The organism is Paenibacillus amylolyticus (assembly GCF_003719335.1).
Classification (GTDB): Bacteria; Bacillota; Bacilli; order Paenibacillales; family Paenibacillaceae; genus Paenibacillus; species Paenibacillus amylolyticus_D.
The window spans coordinates 297,288-316,357 of sequence record NZ_RIAS01000002.1; the positions used below are offsets into that span (position 1 = coordinate 297,288).

Consider the following 19,070-nt stretch of genomic DNA (forward strand, 5'->3'; position numbering starts at 1 on the left):
TTCTTCGCTTTCTTTCTTTGTTTGGTGAATCCTGGTGTCGGTGTTTTTGTATAAATAGCAACTTTGCATGCACCGATAGTAATGGTGAGTTTTCCAAAAAAAGAACTCAGAAAGGAAGCGAAGACCATGTTTAAACGTGTGGAAAATGAATTGGAGTTTGCCATGTTCAATGGAATATGGACAACGGTATGGAATGAGAAAGGATTTGAGTTTGAGTTCTCAGAGGTGTTTCTAGAAAGATATGTTGTAGTTACGGAGGAAGGGCATTATGTTGGTTCGATTGAGATCAAACCTTACACGGAAGAGAGTTCCATGAACGAAATCGGCCCCTTTCAGGAGCACCCATTGATTCAGGCAGAGATGGGGCATATTGCAGAGATCGATAAACTGGCTATTTTATCCACCTTTCGTGGGCAGTATGTTACGGAATTATTGTCTGCAATTGTACATTACGCGGAAATGAATCAGATTAGTTATTATGCCATGTTACTGGAGCCGGTGCTGATGAGAGCCTTGCGCATCTCTTACCATGTGCCGATCCAGAAAGTAGGGGGAAGAGTGTTTTACAAAGGTGAGGATGTGATTCCGTCTATTGTGAATGCTCGGGAAGTATATATGAATAAGGAACGGTTTACATGGCTCGTTGATCCAAGACATAATGTGATAAAAAAACACAAATAAATTCATATAACAACATTATTTAGACATAATATTTATTGCGTTTAGTGTATGATTTCATTGAAGTCGCTATTTCAGCGACTTTTTTTCGTTCCTAGACAACAGTGCTTATCTCAATATATAAATAGCTTTATGATATAATAACGAGTTAAGAGCAGGAAAAAAAAATTGGGGTCCAAACGATGTTTTTCTTAAAGAAGTTGTCGGGTTAAACTTTGGAAGGAATGATAGGGTGATCGGGATGAGAAGACTTGAGTCTGGTATGTCAGTAGACAACGAATGTTTTTCTGATATTTTGAGGTATGAACACGAAACGATAAGCGGAGCGACGGCCATTAACTCGAATGTTGGTTCACCTATATTCTGGAACTGTAACCTGCATCATCTTGTATTTGATACCTGTGATCTTACGAATGCGAGATTTTTTGAAGGTAGCACAGTGGATCATTGTACATTTATTCGGTCCGACTTGCGCTCTGTTGGCATTGGCAAGGATGAAGCCGTGTTCACCAATTGTGAATTTACCTCCTGCGATATGAGAGGCATGACTTTGGAAAATGCTACGTTTATCGACTGCACCTTTGCTAAGTGTAGATTCAATGACCGGATTTTACAAGCTGCGAATATCGTCAATTGTTCCTTTTACCGGCAAGTTGGTGGATATTACATTTGAGGGAAATGGTAAACAGAAGCTAATCGTTAATCTAGAAAACGGCATCCTTGACGGTGTTCGTTTTGTAGGCTGTGACCTGACGCAATGTATTCCGCCAAAGTCCAAAAACCATCTGTATATGGAACAGGTATCGGCACGTGTGAAAAATGCTTTGGTGAAGATAGACAATGACCCTAATCTATCTGACGATGATCGGAAAGTGCTGGTACGCAGTCTGCGCAAGCTTGAGGATATGGAACAATATATTTTTAACACGGCACATATGAAGAAAATATATGGTGATGTTTTTGTTGAGCGATTTTTCAGTAGTCTGGAATGAAACGAGTTGCATGTTACGATGAAAATGGAGGCCTAAGGGCCTCTTTTTTTGTAGGAAAGATAGGATGATTGAATCAGTCTAATAAACCAAAGCCCTATATCTAATCTTTCTATTCTAAGTAATAATTATAAGAGAAGTTTAATAGCATTGGAATCTCACTACGTAACGAGGGGGTAACCTGTATGGCGTCATTGATTTTGCTGGTGAAACAGACGGAGGACGATGAAAAGGTTATTTATCGATTCGGACCGAATGAGCGGAAGATGGGACTCATTGAAATGAACAAAATCAAGGAAAGTGTGAAGGAACTAGAGCCTGTACAAGTGGATGGAGTCAGTCCCAGCTTTTTTTTCAATCGGGCAGCTCAATGGCTGGTACGATGTTTGTTTAGAGAAGGCGGCAACTTTCCGGACCGAACCACGGTTGAAACATAGTCTATTTTAAGCATTCTAAGAAGAATTCTGATTATACCATGGGTATACTATCAGGCAACAACTGAATAGGCACATTATAGAATAAGTCCAAGTGCAACGACTCATTGCTGCGCTTGGACTTATTTGTGTTAGATATACGTTTAATGATGAGGGACAGGGGATGCAAAGCGATCGATCCAAGTCCGCAATTGATGACGAAAGGATGGTTTGGAATGTTGAGTAATCTCGATGAGGGCATCATGTTCGCTGTTAGACTTACCATTGGCAATGCTCCAGAAGCCTTGCTCGGTATGAAGCATGAGCAGGGCTTGTTCTGGCAAAGGTAAGTCTGTTTGGTTGCTGGTATAACGAATAATACTTAGGTTATCTAGTTGCCGACGAGACTTTTCAAAGGACTCATGCCAACGTGATAGTAACTCGCGCGATTCATAGGAAAGTTCCCAATCACTCATGAAGTTTACTAATGAAGTGTATTTATCCTCGTTGGTAAGCATATTCCATTGTGCTTCGGTTACTGTAAATTGAGTAGGTTGCTCAACGAACGGCTCCTGTTGTCCGGAGTAAAAACGGAACAGCTCTTCCTCCCATTCCTTCGGTTCTGTCCAGGTAAACAGGTGCACACGTTGATCGACAGCCAAATGATATAAGTATGTATCGTTGTTACCTGTACCTTGGTGAATGGTTAGTACCTTTTCTTGCCCAAGGCTGTCGGAATAGGCACGAATCATGCTACGGCTTTGGGCAAAATGCATCAGCATCTTCAAGAACTCTGGTTCGAACTCAATCTCCGTCTCTTCCATACGTACGATGAGCCCTTTGGATAACAGACTGTGAGAAGCAGCTCTCAGAACAAGCTCCCAGCTCTCTTCAGTTAACTCACCATACATCGGTTTTAGAAGCCCGGCGGCAATGTCTTCTGCACCCAGAGTAGCAAGCGCAAACCCGAATTCCTCAATGGACAGGGTAACTAGAGGTTTAGTCATGAGTGTAATCTCCTTCTTTCGTATAGATGATTAGGTAATGGGGGCTTCATACTTATTCCACCTTACGGTGTTTATTCTGAGACCAAGCTGTGCGTAGTTTTTTTGCACCCTCTAGATATTGTTCATTCGTTAGTAGGTGATAAGTAGACATGTCGACATGGGATCGATCTAAAAGATTGAAACGGTATAGCCTCGGCACAGGTTGGCCAAAGTTATTGATGGTATCTCCAACAGCCTCAATTCGCTTGATATCAGACCAGAGAAGGGATCTACCGTTTTTAGAAGTCACGCGATATTGATCAAATGAGATAAGAGTTGTACTCGAAAAAAGATGAAAGGTCAATCTATAAAAAGCAGGGAAGAAAAACCATATTGAAGTAGCAAAAATAAAAACGTAGAAGATTGGGCTAAACCAACCAAATCGAAAGTTTTTTAAATCTAAAATCATGATACTTCCTAAAATCATTATAATTAGAGTGCCGATAGCCCTAAACAGAACGACTGAACGACTGAATTTAATCGACTCCATGAATATTCAATCAACTCACTTTCTACAGATGATGGATATCCTGTCCTTAACGTTATTTGAAACGACTGGTAAGCCAACGTATCCCTTTTTCCGCTGCACCTGCTATATGATTACCTGCCCACGCTCCTATGCTACCACCTATATAAGAACCTATAGCTGCACCAGGGGGACCGAAAAGAGCACCACCGAAGGTTCCGCCAACGATTGCTCCGGCTCCGGCAGAGACAGACTTAATCACAACATTGGATGTGGAGACGGCAAGATCTGTTTTAGTTAGAGTACCATCTTTAAATTTGGAAACCGTTTTGACACCTTCATCCCACACATTCAGCCCGACGTTAATTGGAAACAGCTTTTTGCTGATCATTTTAGGGATTTTGGAAATTTTCATCCCGTATTGGCCTTTATTTACGCCAGCGATAACATTCCGGGTCCATTGACCAAAGCTGTTGGCTTTACTGAATCCGAGCCCGATATCACCAATTTTTAATTTGCCTGCAAGTGTATCAAATCCCTTTAGCCCTTTCATAACCAAGCCAGGATTGCGGAATTGTTTGTCCAGTTTACGTGCCATGTTACTTAGGAAAGTATTTCCCTTTCCTTTTACCCACGGCGCATTATGAATCTTGGCACGGGAAGAGTTGCGAGGATCTACTTTAAAATGAACCGATTTGGAAAGTACCATAGAAGTAGCCAAAGCCGAATACATAACGGTACCAAACAGTCCCACATTACCATGAATCCCGTTAATCTTATCCCAAGACTTGCTTCCTTGGTCATAAAAATCTGATAACGTTGTTTTCACATTTTTGCCAGAGTTGGATTGACCTCCATTTGTATTAACGCCTTGTCCTTGCGACTGATCTGCTTGGGTGAAACGAGTGGCAATCGTATTCAATTCCGTGCCAATGGAAAATACCGAAGTGGAGAAGTTCGTCATTTGCCGGTGTGCCACTTGAAAGTTCTGAAAGAAACGCTCCTGCGTAATGCCAGACCATTGACTCTGTAATGAACTAATATGCCTGCTCAGATTGCTAATCATGTTTCGGCTTTGTTCCGAAGCCTGGGCAAACTGGTTGGAAATCTCCTGAAGTTTCTCAGGGGGTACAACAATTCTCGTCACAACATTCACCTCGTGGAAATGATAATGAAGATATGTAGATACGATAAATTTAATAAAACTTCCAGAATTTATTACCCAATAATTTTAAGGGTCGAAACGGGATTTCGCAACGGATAATAACCTTTTGACGCGCGAAACAGTTCTAAGGTTGGATCAGAAATGAGATTGCCTTAAGACTTTATGCCTGTAACTGGGACGAATGAAGCTAAATGAGAAAAGCCCACAATCCCTAATTAGGGATGTGAGCTTACGTTAACTATTCAAAACGTTTTGGCATACGAAATCAGTGCCGTAATCGTAATAATGTTAAGCAGGGTGGAGATCAGCACCGTCTGCGCAGCAAAATCGGGTTCGTTGTCATATTCCTCGGCAAGAATGGAAGAGTTGACCCCGGTAGGCATGCCCGATGCGATAATGAGTGCCTGAGCCGCTATGCCATCCAGTCCGAGCAGCAGCACGATGCTGATGCCGATTGCCGGACCAATCAGCAGGCGTAAAAATGTGCTAATATACACATCAAGACGATATAATCGAATCGGGTATTTCACGATTTGTGCCCCGAGTGTCAGCAGTGCAACGGCAACCATACTTTGCTGTGCATAGGTGAGTGGCATGGACAGAAATGTAGGTAAAGGCAACTTCCATGCCTGAAACAGAACGCCTAGTAACAGTGCATAAGGTACAGGCATTTTCAGAAAACCAATGATGACTGCACGGTAGTTTCCTTTGAGTTTCGCACCTTGGATGGATAGAACACCGTAGGTGAAGGTGAGCAAAGACTGCAAGGACATGACCAGTGCCTGAATGGATGAGGCAAGCGGGTCACCCCGGAATACCAGTGCGTTAATCGGCAGACCGTAGTTGCCGGCGTTATCCAGCATGATGCTATTGTTGAAGGCAGCCTTCATGCCTTTGTTCATGCGGAATGAGCGGGCGACCACAGACCCTATAATATAGAGAATGAGTACATAGATCGCGTAAAAAAGCGTAACCGTGCCAAGCAGCTCACCAGACATATTCGAGTGATACATGCTCATAAAGACGGCTGCGGGGGTAATACAATAGAAATTGATTTTGGCGAGAGTGTATAAGTCCAGCTTGAACACCTTTTGCATCCAGGACCCGACAGCAATCAGGAGAAAGACGGGCAGGACGACTTCTAACATGATGTCTGCAATCATTGGTTCAACTTCCTTTTTCATGAAAATTTCAGTTCTTTACGGAAAACACTTCGATCATTATATCATTTTATACACACCTGCAAGGAGATTTGGTCAAAAAAGTTCAGGAGGTGCTGCCCTATGATCCCGGATCATCTGGATACTGGTTTATCGATTTTGTTTATTGGCTTTAATCCCAGCATTACCTCGGGAGAGACTGGTCATCATTATGCGTACAAAGGCAATCGCTTCTGGCGTATTCTGGAGCGTTCCGGACTGACCCCGCGTTTATATGATGCAACAGAGGATGGTGAGCTATTGAAGCTGGGATATGGTTTTACCAATATCGTAGCCCGCCCAACGAAAGGCATTGAGGATATTACGAAGGAAGAGTATGCGGAAGGGCGCGAAATCTTACGCAAAAAGCTGGAGAGGTATCGACCGGATATCGCTTGTTTTGTTGGCAAAGGCGTATATACTCAGTACAGCCAACGCTCCAAAGTAGAATGGGGATTCCAGGATGACCCGGTCGTGAAAGAAATTCAGGAGTTCGTTGCGCCTTCGTCCAGTGGACTTGTACGCATGTCGATGGATGAAATTGTGGCAATCTATGCCCGGCTTGCGGATTTCGTGGCAGAGAAGAACGGTGGAGAATAGGAAAAATCGACGTAATTCCGTTATCGTTCGTAGATTTGAGTTCACCCCGTTCGGCGTTGGCCGGGGAGGTGGATTCTTTTTTTTGACAATAAAGTGAGAGATTTAGGCAACAGCTTCCGTCTATATAGTACAGAACCATGCATGGACGCTGTAGAGAAGGGGGATTACATGACACATCTGATACCAGAGGAGGAACTGATTCAGCGCATTATAGATGGGGATAAACAGCTGTTCAGCGTGCTCGTGGATCGATATAAAAATAAAGTCTACGGCATCCTGCGCGGAATGGGCGCAAGTCACCCGGATGCACAGGATCTCGCACAGGACACATTTATTCGGATCTATCGATATATGCCAACCCGGAGAGAGGGCAGCAGTTTCTCGGCTTGGGTGTATACCATTGCGGTGAACATCATGAGGGATCATATGCGGAAAAGGAAACCGATGATGACCGCCGATCAGGAGACCGAATCTGTCAGTGAAGATACACCTGAGAAACGATTGATGCACAAGGAAATGAAGCGGGAAATCCATCGTCAGCTTGAACAGCTGCCGGAAACGTACCGGCTTGTACTGCTCTTGAAATACACCAATGAGCTGACCTATGAAGAGATCGCCACGATTACAGATATGAGTGACGCACAAGTGCGTAATGCGCTTTATCGAGGGAAGAAAATGCTGAGAAGGCAGATGGAACGCAAAGGAGGTTTATCGACCTATGAAGCCCATTTCAAGTGAGCAGGAGAAGAAGCAGGATCGCAAGTGGGAGGAGGAGTTGTTTCGCCAGGGACCGGATGCAGATTTTACGTTACAAGTGATGCAGGAGCTGGATCATGTGTCTATGGAGGGCCCTCATGTGCAGGCGCCGTGGGGAACAAAGAAGTCGCATAAGAGCAAATGGATTTATCGAACGGGGATCGCCGCAGCAGCTGCGGTACTGATTGCAGGAGGGGCTTGGGCTGCTTGGGAACGGACAAAGGAAAAGCCAGTTCAGCCTCCTGTAAGCGCCGTAAATATTCCCGCTTTGCCCAATATTCCTGTCCCGGAGGTTCTGAGATATGCCAATTTGGCAGACGACTACAAACGGCTTCAACCGCTTGGGCTTGTCGTGAACCCGAACATTGATATCGATGATCAGGGGTACAAACTCAAGATTGAAGATGTGCTTGTAGACGGTTCCCAACTTATACTTATGTTACAGCAAACGGCACCTGATGGCACTGGAATGTATCTTTTGAATTCCAAAGCGGAGGATATCCACATTACAGATGAAAAGGGTAATAATGTTGCTGAGCTTGCGCGTGATACAAGGCAAGGCACTGGTTCTCTGAATAAGCTGGTGTTTCAGTTACATCGAGACATTCCTGATGAAATCACTGTTCGTGGAGAACTCGGACATTTAAATGTAGGGAATGGCTATGATGTGAATACCAAAACCTATACGGACAAAAAGGTCTCTGTAGACTGGAGCTTCCAGTTTAAACTGGATATGACCCAAGCCAAAGTGATGTCCAAAGAAACCCCGATGGATGCGTCCTATACAACACCGGAAGGGCTGGAACTGGCTATGACGCAATTGGTGCAGACGCCAAACGGAACCCGGCTTGATCTGGAAGTGAATCTGAACGACGAGCTTCGTGCGAAAGCAGGAGAAGATTGGGCAAAGGATATGGACATTTTATATCATATTGAAGTTATGGACACGGGAGAGTACCGTATTTTCAACGGGGGCAGACCCAATGCACGTCAGGCCAAATTCCGTTATCGAGATTTGAGTCAAGTGAGTGCGGGGGGGCCACTTAAGATATCGGAGACATGGGACCCGTCTTTGGTAAAACTGCATGCAGAAAATATCCGCTTTGTCCTGGACGGTTACACGATACCTGTGAAAGAAGGACAGAAGATGGAAGTTGATCTGGATAAGGCTAGTGAGGAATCTAAGTTCTATGCGTTTGCCTCATTTAAACACTTTGGGGATCAACTTGAATTGTATCGGTTTAATTATGAGCGTGGGCAGTCATCGAATGGCCAAACTGGGGGTCAAGCTTCTCTTGTTCTGGAGGGCCTTGCATTGTTCAAAAATGAGTTTTATGGTGATCAGTGGGTCGCAACAGACTCTACAGGAAAAGAGTATCCGGTTGAAGTCATGGGGATTAGAAAACCAGCCAATCTGAATGAAGAGTACGTTGTCGAAGATGTGAAGCTCATTGTTCATGGGTTCAACAAGGATACGGGTACGAAATTGACGTTAAAACGAACGGTTGTACATCGTGATTTCCGGGATGTAGACTGGAAAGTAAACCTTTCAAGTGATTCAAGTATGCCTTGGGATCAATAACGAGCACTATGCAAAGGTTGGCAAGATCGTTCTGTAACAGATCAGACGTGGAGTCATATAATCACATCGTAGTGTGAGCGCTCTGAGGAAACGTCATCGAGTATGGATTATAAAGAAAAGGGCCTTGCATCATCAAATGCGAGGCTCTTTTTTGATGTGGATAGACCATTAAGCCGAATCCCTTGGAATCAATGTAGTGGATAACATGACCGTCTCTTTCGGTGTACCTGGGCGTTCGACTCGACGCTTCAAAGCCTCGACGGCTCGTTGCCCAAGTTCCTCTTTGCACAAATGTACCGTAGTCAGCGGGGGAGATGAGGTGGCAGCGGTGTACACATTATCAATTCCGATGACCAGGCAATCCTTAGGCGCGGATAATCCCATTTGCTGAAGTTTGTGCATCCACTGTAAGGCGATATCGTCATTCGCCCCAATCCACGCGTCAGGGCGTTCTTCAGCAGGGAGTTGCTTGATTGTGGCGGCGAGTTTGTTCACCCAATCCCCGTTTTCATAGGCTACATTCCAAGCTTGAAAGCTCACTTCTTCCCTTGCCTCGGTATGAAAATGATTCAAAGCCAGCTCGATTCCAATCTTACGCTGTGCAAAACTGGCGGCACGTCCGTCATCAGTAATCAGGCCGATGCGTCTGCATTGCTTCGACATGAGATATCTGGCCGCAGTAATGCCGGCTTCCAGATTATCATGGCTGATCGTATCACAGTTCAGCAAAGGCTCCTGATGATCGACCAAAATCATGGGGCGGCCTGTCTGTACCAGCGTCTGCAACACGGTATGCGGGAAAGCGCCCATAACGATAATTCCGGCACAGCGCTTCCAGTCGAGATGAGGTGCGATCGCTTTTTCAGGTGCGATTTCTTTGCCGGGCAAGTCCAGTGAAGGTGACACAATGACGTGATGCCATCCTTGCTCGTTACAGCCAGAGATGATGCCTGACAGCACACGCTGCCAATAGTGCGGCTCACCGCGGTTAAGCTGATTCATACATATTAGGACAAATGGAGGTTCGGCTTTATGAGCCTGATTGGTACTGGCAGAATGGCCCGCCGAGCCGGGTGTACTCTGACGATACCCGAGTGCACGGGCAAGTTCCAGAACCCGTGCACGCGTAGATTCGCTGACACCGGTTTTACCGCTGAGCGCGCGGGACACGGCATATTTGGATAACCCCAGCTGGTCAGCCAGCGTCTGGATCGATACTTTTCGAGACATATGATTACTCCTTTTATGGACAGATGGATGAGTCGGTATGGACGGGGGGAAATGACTTATGTTTTATAGATGATTGATTAGGAAAACTGATTAATTGTGAATTGACGTGCTCTCATGGAACAGGTACACTTACAGAATAATAACGTTATTATAATTTATAATAACAAAAATAACAATGGTCCTATTTAAAAGTCTATATTAGTTGATTAACAGTTTACATAGAAAAGGAGAGGACTCCCATGGATCAGTTCAGATTACCTAAAATCCCGATGCCTGAGCTAGAATTACCCCAAGCCGTTCGTGAAGTTTTGGCTGAAGCAGATGAGCACTTGAAGCACAGACCGAAACTGCTGGCTCAGTTCCATAATTGTTTTCCGAACACGCTCGAAACGACCACCAAGCTGTTAGATGACGGTACCACCTTTGTGATTACGGGAGATATCCCTGCCATGTGGCTCCGGGATTCAGTGGAGCAGGTGATCCATTATGTTCCGCTGGCGAAGCATGACGCGCAGTTGCAACATATTATCGGAGGGCTGATTAAACGGCATACGTTCTATGCGGATATAGACATCTATGCGAACGCTTTTAACGAAACGGCCAATGGCTGGCACTGGGACGCGAATGATGAGACAGAGATGTCGCCTTGGGTATGGGAGCGGAAGTTTGAGCTGGATTCCCTCTGCTTCTCCATGAAGCTGGCCTATACATACTGGCGTGAGACGGAGCTTACAGACATCTTTGATGAACGTTTTAAAAAGGTCATGGAGCAGATCGTGCATCTGTGGGAAACGGAGCAGCGGCATACAGAGCAATCTCCGTATCGTTTCATGCGTCGCAACTGCCCAGCTCATGATACGTTACGCAATGAGGGAATGGGGATGCCAGTAAACTATACGGGCATGATCTGGTCAGGCTTTCGTCCAAGCGATGATGCCTGTGATTTTCACTACAACATCCCGTCCAATATGTTCGCCGCAGTGACGCTGAGCCAGATGGGGGAGATTGCAAAATGGGTGTTCCGTGACGAACAGCTAGTGAGCCGTATGGCACGGCTGGAGGAGGAAATCCGGCATGGCATTGCCCTGTATGGTACCCATCGTCATCCGGTATATGGACAGATTTACGCCTACGAAACGGACGGGTATGGCAACGTCTGTCTAATGGATGATGCGGGCACACCGGGACTCATGTCGATCCCTTATATCGGATATGTATCCGTAGATGATGTGGTGTATCAGAACACACGGCGTTTTATTTTGAGTAAAGAAAATCCGTACTATTATGAGGGCACAGCGGCCAAGGGCATCGGCAGCCCGCACACTCCTCCCGGGTACATCTGGCACATGGCGTTATCCATGCAAGGACTAACGGCGGACAATGACGCCGAGATGCTGGCCATGGTTGATGTGCTGGAGAGCACCGATGCGGGAACGGGTTATATGCACGAAGGCTTTCATGCCGATGATCCCGACACGTATACGCGTCCGTGGTTCGCCTGGTCCAACAGTTTGTTTGCGCAACTGGTGTACAAGGCGATGAAAAAGCAGATTCTGTAGATGAAAAAAACAGCCGTCCCTATGTTGGAACGGCTGTTTCCTTATTCTATAAAGCCATCGTTACGTGAATAACTTATACCAGTATAAAGTGGTATCAATATTAGGAGTACAGGACTGTTTGAGTGTGTCAGCTCCACCTAGTATGAAGCCTTGTTTCACATAAAATCGGCATGCACCCAGATTATCATCTTGTGCTTCGAGGGACATTCCGATAAGGTTTTTTTGTTTTGCCCATTCTTCTGCTTTATTTAAGAGCAGTTTTCCGACTCCACTGCCTCTATACTCTTTTTTCGTAGCAATGTTTTCAATATAACAGAGACGGTTCCAATCTTGGATGATTCTAATTTGTCCTATACATACCTGATTCATATAAGCTAAAAACAACATTTTATCTTCCTGGTTTATATATTCGATCCAATCCAGTTTGTCATCTGGAAAACGCGTTTCTTTCGGTTCATCAAAAAGGACTTCTTCATAGGTCCATTGTCCAGATTGTAAACTGGGGATGATTTTACCGAATAACGTAAAGTAATCGTTTGTCGTATGGATATCCTCTATTAAGTCCGCATTTAATGGAGAAATAATAATTTCACTTTCATTACGCAATAAGACTCACTTCCTTTGATGGCGATTGAAAATATTTATTTAAACAACATTAACCCTAATCTTGCTCAAGATGACGGCCCTGTTGTTTTCAATAAATCTGCAATCAGCACTTTCTGTCCGGTTCGTGCGCTTTCAAGAGAGGCGAGCACCATAGCCATGCTGAACTGGTTGTCACTGCAATCCGTTTCGGGCAATCGCCCTTCCTCAAGTGCAGCAAACATCTCTTCAAGACAGCCGTGGTGTCCGGTTTTGTTCATTACAGGCAGCTCGGCCTCGATTCGTTCAGCCCGCTGGAGGAAAGATGGCTTGCCATCAGCTTCCAGCTTAAGTGCGTTGACCACTTCAGCATAGATATCGTCATGACCATCCCAGATGGCGGTTCCTTTTTCACCGGTTACACGCCAGTTTGCTTCCCAGGATGTCGGCACGCCCTCGGTACACCAAGACCCCCGATAATCGAACACAGACCCGTCGGACATTTCGAAAATACATATGGCCATCGCATTGCCCTTATACCAGGAACCTGGAGGGTTGAATTCGTGACAGTACACCGACACCGGATCAGCACCAAGGATATAACGCGCCTGATCAAAGGTATGTATCGCCATATCCAGCAAAAGCGGGCTGTCCATAAGGTCGCGGAAACCACCAAAGTGCGCCCCGATAAAAAAGTCTGCCCCTGCATATCCCGGCTGTCCAATCGTTCCGCTGGAAATGAGCTGCCGATAGGCACGGATGCGAGGATCGAACCTGCGGTTCTGCATCACCGCTTGAATACGTCCTGTACTGCGGGCGGTGTGCACAATGTCCGTGCAGTCCGAGAATGATTCTGCCAGCGGTTTTTCGCCAAAGACGTGGCAACCTGCCTGTAGTGCGGTCATCGCAATATGATAATGGCTGGAAGGGATGGTCACATCAAATACGATGTTGGCATCGACTGCCTCAAGGGCATCATGAATATTAGTAAATGTTGGACAGGATAAATTGTGACGTTTGGCAAATGATGACGCAGCTTCTTCGTAGAGATCAACGAGCCCCACGATTTCTGTATCTGGTCTTTCTTTGGCATAGTCCGCCCAAGTATTTGCCATTGCCCCGCAACCTGCGATGATAACCCGATAAGGGTAGGTCATGTGCTCAACTCCCTCATATAGATGCATAGATGTTATTGATCCAAGTTATAAGTGATTGTTCCATGTTAGTAGTACATGTGCTTGTGACGTGCTTTTTGACTTTTCTGGGCACATGAGTAACCCTGTATTCATGCCGTTATTTCTTTATACAGGATTGGGCACAAAGCTGCCCCCGCGGCAATGTTTTAAATAATTCAATGCGTGGACTTGCCCGGTCATTTCAAGTTCGTCCCGGTACACCGGATCATGCCAGCCTTCAATGTCGATGGTGCCCTGGTAACCGTTCTGGCGCAAAATGGTGATGATATCTGCCCAGTTGCTGTCTCCAAAGCCAGGGGTGCGATGCCAGACAAATTCATGCGGGCCATGCACACCATGTTCTTTGACAACATCCCAGGCGATGGTTGCGTCTTTGCCATGGACATGGAACACTTTGGGGGCCCATTTGCGAAGCTGTGGAATCGGGTCTATCAAGCTGACCATCTGGTGGCATGGTTCCCATTCCAGACCGACATTTTCATCAGGAACGGCATTAAACATCATTTCCCAGGCGGTCGGGTTGTGGGCGATATTCCAGTCGCCGGTCTGCCACGTTCCACCCATATCACAATTTTCAAAAGCAATGCGTACACCCCGGTCTGCCGCCCGTCGTGCCAGTTCACCGAACACTTCCTTGAACCGTGGAATCGATTCGTCAATCGGCTGATTGGTCAGACGTCCGGTAAAGCCGGAGACGATCTCTGCTCCAAAAAGCTGCGCGTGGTCAATGACGCGCTCCCAGCTTGCCAAGGTGTCAGCGTTATCCCCTGAGCCGGTGAGCGGATTACCAAATACACTTACAGCCGATATGGTGATACCGTGTTCGTCAACGATATCGCGTACGCGTTTGGCGGTTTCTGCCAGATCAAGGCTGCCTGTGCTTTGCCAGAACGTCAGATTAAAAGATTCGAAGCCGTGTTGCATAATTTGCGGAATGACCCGAACGGCATCATGGCCGCCTACAAGGGTTCCGATACGAATGGATGGATTCATGGTTGTAATTCACTCCAATATTGGCTTATAGTACTTCGTGACACACTCATTATAGCCGTGGATCTAAGGGAAGGCTCTAAACAATTTTGTGCTTTATTAGTCGGATCTTGTGGTGAGGAGGAAGAGAGCCGTGCTAGACTTGAAAGCGCTTCATGAGGATACGCGAATTGATCATAAATCCCATCCGTTTCAATTGTTCCAAAATCGCTGTTCTGCGAAAAAAACGGAGGAATGCATTTTATATCTGCACTGGCATGAGCACTTTGAATGGATCATTATGCGTAAGGGGAGAGCGGTATTTCATATTGATAGCCGACCTTATGAAATTGAGGCGGGAGAGGTCATCATCATTCCGGGTGGTGCCCTGCATGTTGGATACGCGTTGGATGAAGGAGATGTTCATTATGACTCGGTTGTAGTTAACCGAGCCTTGTTCCAGGATTTTGCGAGCGACCCAGTGCATGAACAGTATGTTGCGCCTTATCTGGAAGGCAGTGTGCGGTTTCCAGTCAAACCGGCCGCAGAGAATGCTGCCTGTGCCGGGTATTATTCTTTATTAAATGAAGCTGTGGAAGAGATGGCGATGCAGCCTCCGGCTTACCAGCTTGTAGTGAAGTCCAAGCTGCATGCGTTGTTTACGCTGATGGCCCGGACGTTTATGCCGCATCAGTTGCGGGATCGATCGGGTGCAGTGTATTTTCCTAACCGCGAGCGGTTCAAACAGTTGATTGCACAGATTGAGGCTGATCCTCAGGAGAAATTGTCGGTAAGTGAAGCGGCAAGCCAAGTAGGACTGAATGTATATCATTTCTGCAAAATGTTCAAAAAGCTGACCGGACGTACGCTCGTAGAGTACGTAAACGGATGCAGAATGGGTGAAGCGGAGCGTTTGCTACAGAGCAGCAGTCTCACAGTCACGGAAATTGCCGCTCAGGTGGGATGCGACAATGCGAACTATTTTACAAAATTATTCAAGCAGTACAAGGGTATGACACCGTCGCAGGCACGGGGAATGAAGGAAGGGGAAAAGTGAAAGAAAGGGCTGGAGGGTGGCATTGAAGAGAAAAGTGTATCAAGTTGTTCATAGGATAGTCCCCTCCTCTAAGATGAAGTCATATATTAAAGTGGTGTACCCTACTGGATTAACAACCATAAATAAGAAAAATAGGTACTTATGTTCCTATTATATTACGAACGAGCATAAAAAAAACCTTCAATTAAACTATTTATAAATTTATTGGGTTCATATTTATAGGGATGAAGAGAAAACAATGTAGATATCACATGTACCAAGAGGTTTATCAGAAACTAAATAAACTGACATCGGGACTTAACCGGTGTCAGTTTATTTTTTCCTAATGAGCAACATAGGATAATAATATAATAAAAATCTATTTGCAATGTTCGGGATTTAAGTTACAAGTACAAATGTTTACTCCCATTTTTGTATAACATTCTTTTTCAATTTTTTGCAAATGGTGCGCATACTGCTCACAAATTTCCTGATAAAATTCCACGTCGTCATGATTGGGTAAGTTAACAAGTCTATTACTAAACTCTAATAGTTCCATTTTGAAAGTATGGGGCCTGCTTCTCCACTGAATTTTGATTCAATTTGTTTTCGAATGAGCTTAAATCTTTTCCTGTAATGAAAGTAGGTTCTGTTCTGGAGTCACACCTACTGTCCCATTCCCATCATAAGAGCTTTCAAAGCAACATCTCCTCTGCATTTATATTATTTAAAGTGGAGTATGTGTAGGGTGTAACAACCTTTGACGAAAATAAAATTATTGATGTATTGGGAAGAATCTGACGGGAATCTGTGAATCGACCTGATCGGGACATAGAAGAAGCTTGTAATGAGATGACAGTAGCGAATGAATTAGTTGTGAGTATAAAAACTACAGGGTGAACCAGCTTCTAGACACGTTTGTTATTGGCCGATCGCTCAGCAAGAAAGGATGCCCCTACGATAAAGCCGTGGCCGAAGCCATGTACAAGGATCGGTTCATAGATCATTGGGTATATAACGCCTGTTCAGTATCGCCAGGAAGCCCCTTAAAAAGTTGTCTGATTTAATGTTGACTATCCATTATTGCTAAAGGCGGGGGGTTGGGGAGGGGGAAGCCGACTTCTATGGTATTTAGCCGCCATCCCCCCTAAACCTCATCGTAAAGTCATGGACTTGTACACCTTACCCGGTACAAAGTGGCTTTCAGCGCGATCCAGCGGTTTATTTCAGAAATCTGGAGAACAGTCGATTGGCTTTCTTTGAGAGATCTTCCATTTTGAGATTAGCCTGATCGAGCTGGTTATATGCCCATTTGATCGTTTGCAGCATACGGGGGGATATAGGCGTACCTTTGATACGTGGATAGATGTTGTGGTAGGCCCATACGAGATGATCCCAGCGATGGTCGTCTCCTTCCTGAATATACTCCGATACGTCCAGTACTTTGCCGCGTCCATTCTGGAGAAGCACATTTTTGAGATGGATGTCGCGTGGATTCAGTCCAATGCGACGAACCGCTTCTCGCGCTGCGTCTACATCGAGCATGACCTGCTCGGGGACGGGGATTCCTTTTTCCAAACATTCAAGCAAAGTGTCTCCAGGTTCGTAACTGATAACAAGTATATTTCGGCCGCTGCCATAATACGTCGGGAAGTATGGCAGGCCCTGGAGCTGGGCGTAGACCTGTTTTTCGTTATTTAATTTATCTAGAGCATGATCCGAATACATTTTGAAGGCATACTGCGGCAGCTGGTCATACGTAAATACAGCCGCATCCGTACCGATTCCAATGCAGTTCACTCCTGCTGCCTCGCCGATAATGTTTACCAGCTCATTCCGATCGCTTCCGATGACTTGAATCTGTTGTAATGCTGCTTCCGCCTGGAACCAATCCGGCTGTTTCATGGGTGGCGCCTCCTTTTGGATATGCCTGTACATATTTTCCGTAGTTGATAAATAGATTGTTGCTATTAGGATGCTTCGTGTGCTCTACAAATACGTGTTACAGTCAGAAGGCAATGGTTAGCGGGCTCTATGGAAACTGTATTTACGTAATAGATTAATACCCTTCGTGCTCAAATTCAACTTTTCGGTGAATGGGTGGAGGAAGAGGTGGTGTTGAGTAAAAAGTGTGGAGAAGGCTGATGAGCGTCTTCAAGCTCAAGTTACTCTACCAACTCTTCGTATGCCCATGCCTTTCGACGCTCCCGCTAATTCTAACGATCACGAGAAAGTCAAAATGGGCAAATAAGGTCTGTGGTGATCTGTGGTGAGCGTTAGCGTCGGATGGAGAGCATCCAGACGATAAGCCGAAAAGGACTTCCCTTCATCCTGATGTAACTATATAAACGATACGTATCGTTCCTCAAACGGTTGCGCGCACAAGAAAATAACGGAAGCCGGGTTGCGGCACGACGGCCAGGGCTTTATACTGTGAGCAATAAAAGGATCTCCCAGCCGAATGTTATGCAAGGGCGGACATGTAGAGCAACGTTCGGATGTTATGTTTTACAGGGCAGTCTTACTATACTTCCCTGCAAACTCACCCTACGGTATGGGATGAAGCTTTGGCATGAGTAGATCCGGTATACAGAAAGGCAGATTATCATATGGCACAATACCCGCAGTGGTCTTATTCGCAGTCGCGGGCAAGTATGTTCGATGAGTGCCTGCGCAAATATTATTATCATTATTATGGTGCCCATAACGGATGGAAAACAGAATCGGCTGACGAGATGCAGGTTCGCTTGTACCGTCTGAAGCAGCTGAGCAATCTGTATCTGGTATTTGGGGATCTGGCACACCGAATGTGTGAGTCGGCTGTAAGGAGCAGGGAGGAAGGCAAGCCCAAGCCTCGTGAAGTTTTTTTGGAGAAAACGATACGTGATCTGCTGAACCAGGCATACAAAGAGTCGATGAATTCGGAGCAATGGCGACTTAATCCGAAAAATCATACGATGTTGTCAGAAATTTATTATGGCGATGATACACTGAACGACCGGGTCGCAACCATTAAAGAACGCGCAGGAGCCTGTGTAGGCAACTTGTATCAGACGCTGACGTGGGAAGATTTGTCCCGTGCAAGTACAACGATTCTGGAGATTGAGAAATGGGACACGATGATGCTGCATGATACGCGCGTGTATGTGAAAATGGACTTATTATATCGACGCAGCAATGGAAATATTGTCATCGTGGACTGGAAGACGGGCAAGGAGGATGATTTCTCCGATCAGTTAATTTTGTACGCTTCCTATGTAAGAGAGCATTACCGGGTTCCGCTGGAGCAGATTGAGATTCGGGTGGAGTATCTGTTGACTGGCAAACACAAAGAGTTTGTTGCAACCGAAGAGGACATTCGCAAGGTGGAAGAGAACGTAGGGCGTTACATCGAGGAGATGCGCTCCTGTGTGGCCGATGAGTATTACAACCGTCCAAAGGAGATATCCTATTTTACGCCGATGCCTTCGAACCGAGCGTGCCGGGATTGCAACTTTCGGGAGGTATGCAGTGAACGAGTGGTTTAGCGTAAGAGGGTGTGGAGATTGGAAGTAAGTCTCCTATATGTAAAAAAAAGAAGCGCAGTGTCCGGAGGAATCCTCCA

Annotated in this window: 19 protein-coding genes; 10 read left to right on the plus strand and 9 right to left on the minus strand. The window is 45.6% G+C overall.

Annotation, left to right across the window (positions count from 1 at the left end; all coding sequences use genetic code 11):
* Positions 1-126: 126 nt before the first annotated feature.
* From EC604_RS05090 to EC604_RS05100, 4 genes are all read left to right on the plus strand, one after another.
* Entirely contained in the window at positions 127-681 is a 555-nt protein-coding gene (locus EC604_RS05090) for a GNAT family N-acetyltransferase (RefSeq protein WP_161556862.1), read from the plus strand.
* Between the two features lie 259 nt (positions 682-940).
* Entirely contained in the window at positions 941-1,351 is a 411-nt protein-coding gene (locus tag EC604_RS30910) for a pentapeptide repeat-containing protein (protein ID WP_345789254.1), read from the plus strand.
* A complete protein-coding gene (locus EC604_RS30385) occupies positions 1,236-1,670 on the plus strand; it encodes a hypothetical protein (RefSeq protein WP_345789255.1) in 435 nt (144 codons plus the stop codon). Before EC604_RS30910 ends, EC604_RS30385 begins: the two co-directional genes overlap by 116 nt.
* A 182-nt stretch (positions 1,671-1,852) precedes the next feature.
* Positions 1,853-2,104, plus strand: coding sequence for a hypothetical protein (locus EC604_RS05100; RefSeq protein WP_123063104.1), 252 nt, complete (start codon positions 1,853-1,855; stop codon positions 2,102-2,104).
* A 140-nt stretch (positions 2,105-2,244) separates the two neighbouring features.
* On the opposite strand, the gene EC604_RS05105 is transcribed toward EC604_RS05100, so the two are convergent.
* The 4 genes from EC604_RS05105 to EC604_RS05120 all read right to left on the minus strand — a co-directional run bounded on the left by EC604_RS05105 (position 2,245) and on the right by EC604_RS05120 (position 5,920).
* Positions 2,245-3,087: a hypothetical protein gene (locus EC604_RS05105; RefSeq protein WP_123063105.1), complete on the minus strand. Its 843-nt coding sequence runs from the start codon at positions 3,085-3,087 to the stop codon at positions 2,245-2,247.
* A gap of 52 nt (positions 3,088-3,139) precedes the next feature.
* Positions 3,140-3,616, minus strand: a complete 477-nt coding sequence (locus EC604_RS05110) for a hypothetical protein (protein WP_151458049.1) — start codon at positions 3,614-3,616, stop codon at positions 3,140-3,142.
* Positions 3,617-3,668: 52 nt separating this feature from the next.
* Positions 3,669-4,739 carry a WXG100 family type VII secretion target gene (locus EC604_RS05115; RefSeq protein ID WP_123063107.1) on the minus strand — a complete coding sequence of 357 codons (1,071 nt, stop codon included), beginning with the start codon at positions 4,737-4,739 and terminating at the stop codon, positions 3,669-3,671.
* Positions 4,740-4,999: 260 nt separating this feature from the next.
* Entirely contained in the window at positions 5,000-5,920 is a 921-nt protein-coding gene (locus tag EC604_RS05120; protein ID WP_123063108.1) for an AEC family transporter, read from the minus strand.
* Positions 5,921-6,040: 120 nt separating this feature from the next.
* Between EC604_RS05120 and EC604_RS05125 the strand changes: the two genes are divergently transcribed.
* The 3 genes from EC604_RS05125 (at position 6,041) to EC604_RS05135 (ending at position 8,894) form a co-directional block, all read left to right on the plus strand.
* On the plus strand, positions 6,041-6,556 hold the full coding sequence (locus tag EC604_RS05125; RefSeq protein ID WP_123063109.1) for a mismatch-specific DNA-glycosylase: 516 nt from the start codon (positions 6,041-6,043) through the stop codon (positions 6,554-6,556).
* Positions 6,557-6,724: 168 nt separating this feature from the next.
* Positions 6,725-7,294: an RNA polymerase sigma factor gene (locus EC604_RS05130; RefSeq protein WP_123063110.1), complete on the plus strand. Its 570-nt coding sequence runs from the start codon at positions 6,725-6,727 to the stop codon at positions 7,292-7,294.
* Positions 7,275-8,894 (plus strand): hypothetical protein, encoded by a 1,620-nt coding sequence (locus tag EC604_RS05135; protein WP_123063111.1) that lies wholly within the window; start codon positions 7,275-7,277, stop codon positions 8,892-8,894. The genes EC604_RS05130 and EC604_RS05135 overlap by 20 nt, the downstream gene beginning before the upstream one ends.
* A 168-nt stretch (positions 8,895-9,062) precedes the next feature.
* Here the strand turns inward: EC604_RS05135 and EC604_RS05140 are convergent, their stop codons facing one another.
* On the minus strand, positions 9,063-10,124 hold the full coding sequence (locus tag EC604_RS05140) for a LacI family DNA-binding transcriptional regulator (RefSeq protein WP_123063112.1): 1,062 nt from the start codon (positions 10,122-10,124) through the stop codon (positions 9,063-9,065).
* Between the two features lie 239 nt (positions 10,125-10,363).
* On the opposite strand from EC604_RS05140, the gene EC604_RS05145 reads away from it, so the two are divergent.
* Positions 10,364-11,683 (plus strand): glycoside hydrolase family 125 protein, encoded by a 1,320-nt coding sequence (locus tag EC604_RS05145; RefSeq protein WP_123063113.1) that lies wholly within the window; start codon positions 10,364-10,366, stop codon positions 11,681-11,683.
* Positions 11,684-11,743: 60 nt separating this feature from the next.
* On the opposite strand, the gene EC604_RS05150 is transcribed toward EC604_RS05145, so the two are convergent.
* The 3 genes from EC604_RS05150 to EC604_RS05160 all read right to left on the minus strand — a co-directional run bounded on the left by EC604_RS05150 (position 11,744) and on the right by EC604_RS05160 (position 14,454).
* Positions 11,744-12,289: a GNAT family N-acetyltransferase gene (locus EC604_RS05150; RefSeq protein WP_123063114.1), complete on the minus strand. Its 546-nt coding sequence runs from the start codon at positions 12,287-12,289 to the stop codon at positions 11,744-11,746.
* A gap of 65 nt (positions 12,290-12,354) precedes the next feature.
* Positions 12,355-13,422, minus strand: a complete 1,068-nt coding sequence (locus EC604_RS05155; protein WP_123063115.1) for a Gfo/Idh/MocA family protein — start codon at positions 13,420-13,422, stop codon at positions 12,355-12,357.
* Positions 13,423-13,566: 144 nt separating this feature from the next.
* On the minus strand, positions 13,567-14,454 hold the full coding sequence (locus tag EC604_RS05160; protein WP_123063116.1) for a sugar phosphate isomerase/epimerase family protein: 888 nt from the start codon (positions 14,452-14,454) through the stop codon (positions 13,567-13,569).
* Between the two features lie 130 nt (positions 14,455-14,584).
* On the opposite strand from EC604_RS05160, the gene EC604_RS05165 reads away from it, so the two are divergent.
* Positions 14,585-15,487 (plus strand): helix-turn-helix transcriptional regulator, encoded by a 903-nt coding sequence (locus tag EC604_RS05165; RefSeq protein WP_123063117.1) that lies wholly within the window; start codon positions 14,585-14,587, stop codon positions 15,485-15,487.
* A 1,200-nt stretch (positions 15,488-16,687) separates the two neighbouring features.
* On the opposite strand, the gene EC604_RS05170 is transcribed toward EC604_RS05165, so the two are convergent.
* A complete protein-coding gene (locus tag EC604_RS05170; protein WP_123063118.1) occupies positions 16,688-17,371 on the minus strand; it encodes a serine/threonine protein kinase in 684 nt (227 codons plus the stop codon).
* 704 nt (positions 17,372-18,075) lie between these two features.
* Between EC604_RS05170 and EC604_RS05175 the strand changes: the two genes are divergently transcribed.
* Complete coding sequence (locus EC604_RS05175) at positions 18,076-18,993, plus strand: PD-(D/E)XK nuclease family protein (protein ID WP_123063119.1); 918 nt, start codon at positions 18,076-18,078, stop codon at positions 18,991-18,993.
* Positions 18,994-19,070: the final 77 nt, after the last annotated feature.

Coding starts and splice junctions, on each gene's coding strand:
- EC604_RS05090 (WP_161556862.1), top strand. CDS start 127: ATGTTTAAACGTGTGGAAAATGAATTGGAGTTTGCCATGTTCAATGGA.
- EC604_RS30910 (WP_345789254.1), top strand. CDS start 941: ATGTCAGTAGACAACGAATGTTTTTCTGATATTTTGAGGTATGAACAC.
- EC604_RS30385 (WP_345789255.1), top strand. CDS start 1,236: ATGCTACGTTTATCGACTGCACCTTTGCTAAGTGTAGATTCAATGACC.
- EC604_RS05100 (WP_123063104.1), top strand. CDS start 1,853: ATGGCGTCATTGATTTTGCTGGTGAAACAGACGGAGGACGATGAAAAG.
- EC604_RS05105 (WP_123063105.1), bottom strand. CDS start 3,087: ATGACTAAACCTCTAGTTACCCTGTCCATTGAGGAATTCGGGTTTGCG.
- EC604_RS05110 (WP_151458049.1), bottom strand. CDS start 3,616: ATGGAGTCGATTAAATTCAGTCGTTCAGTCGTTCTGTTTAGGGCTATC.
- EC604_RS05120 (WP_123063108.1), bottom strand. CDS start 5,920: ATGATTGCAGACATCATGTTAGAAGTCGTCCTGCCCGTCTTTCTCCTG.
- EC604_RS05125 (WP_123063109.1), top strand. CDS start 6,041: ATGATCCCGGATCATCTGGATACTGGTTTATCGATTTTGTTTATTGGC.
- EC604_RS05130 (WP_123063110.1), top strand. CDS start 6,725: ATGACACATCTGATACCAGAGGAGGAACTGATTCAGCGCATTATAGAT.
- EC604_RS05135 (WP_123063111.1), top strand. CDS start 7,275: ATGAAGCCCATTTCAAGTGAGCAGGAGAAGAAGCAGGATCGCAAGTGG.
- EC604_RS05140 (WP_123063112.1), bottom strand. CDS start 10,124: ATGTCTCGAAAAGTATCGATCCAGACGCTGGCTGACCAGCTGGGGTTA.
- EC604_RS05145 (WP_123063113.1), top strand. CDS start 10,364: ATGGATCAGTTCAGATTACCTAAAATCCCGATGCCTGAGCTAGAATTA.
- EC604_RS05155 (WP_123063115.1), bottom strand. CDS start 13,422: ATGACCTACCCTTATCGGGTTATCATCGCAGGTTGCGGGGCAATGGCA.
- EC604_RS05160 (WP_123063116.1), bottom strand. CDS start 14,454: ATGAATCCATCCATTCGTATCGGAACCCTTGTAGGCGGCCATGATGCC.
- EC604_RS05170 (WP_123063118.1), bottom strand. CDS start 17,371: ATGAAACAGCCGGATTGGTTCCAGGCGGAAGCAGCATTACAACAGATT.
- EC604_RS05175 (WP_123063119.1), top strand. CDS start 18,076: ATGGCACAATACCCGCAGTGGTCTTATTCGCAGTCGCGGGCAAGTATG.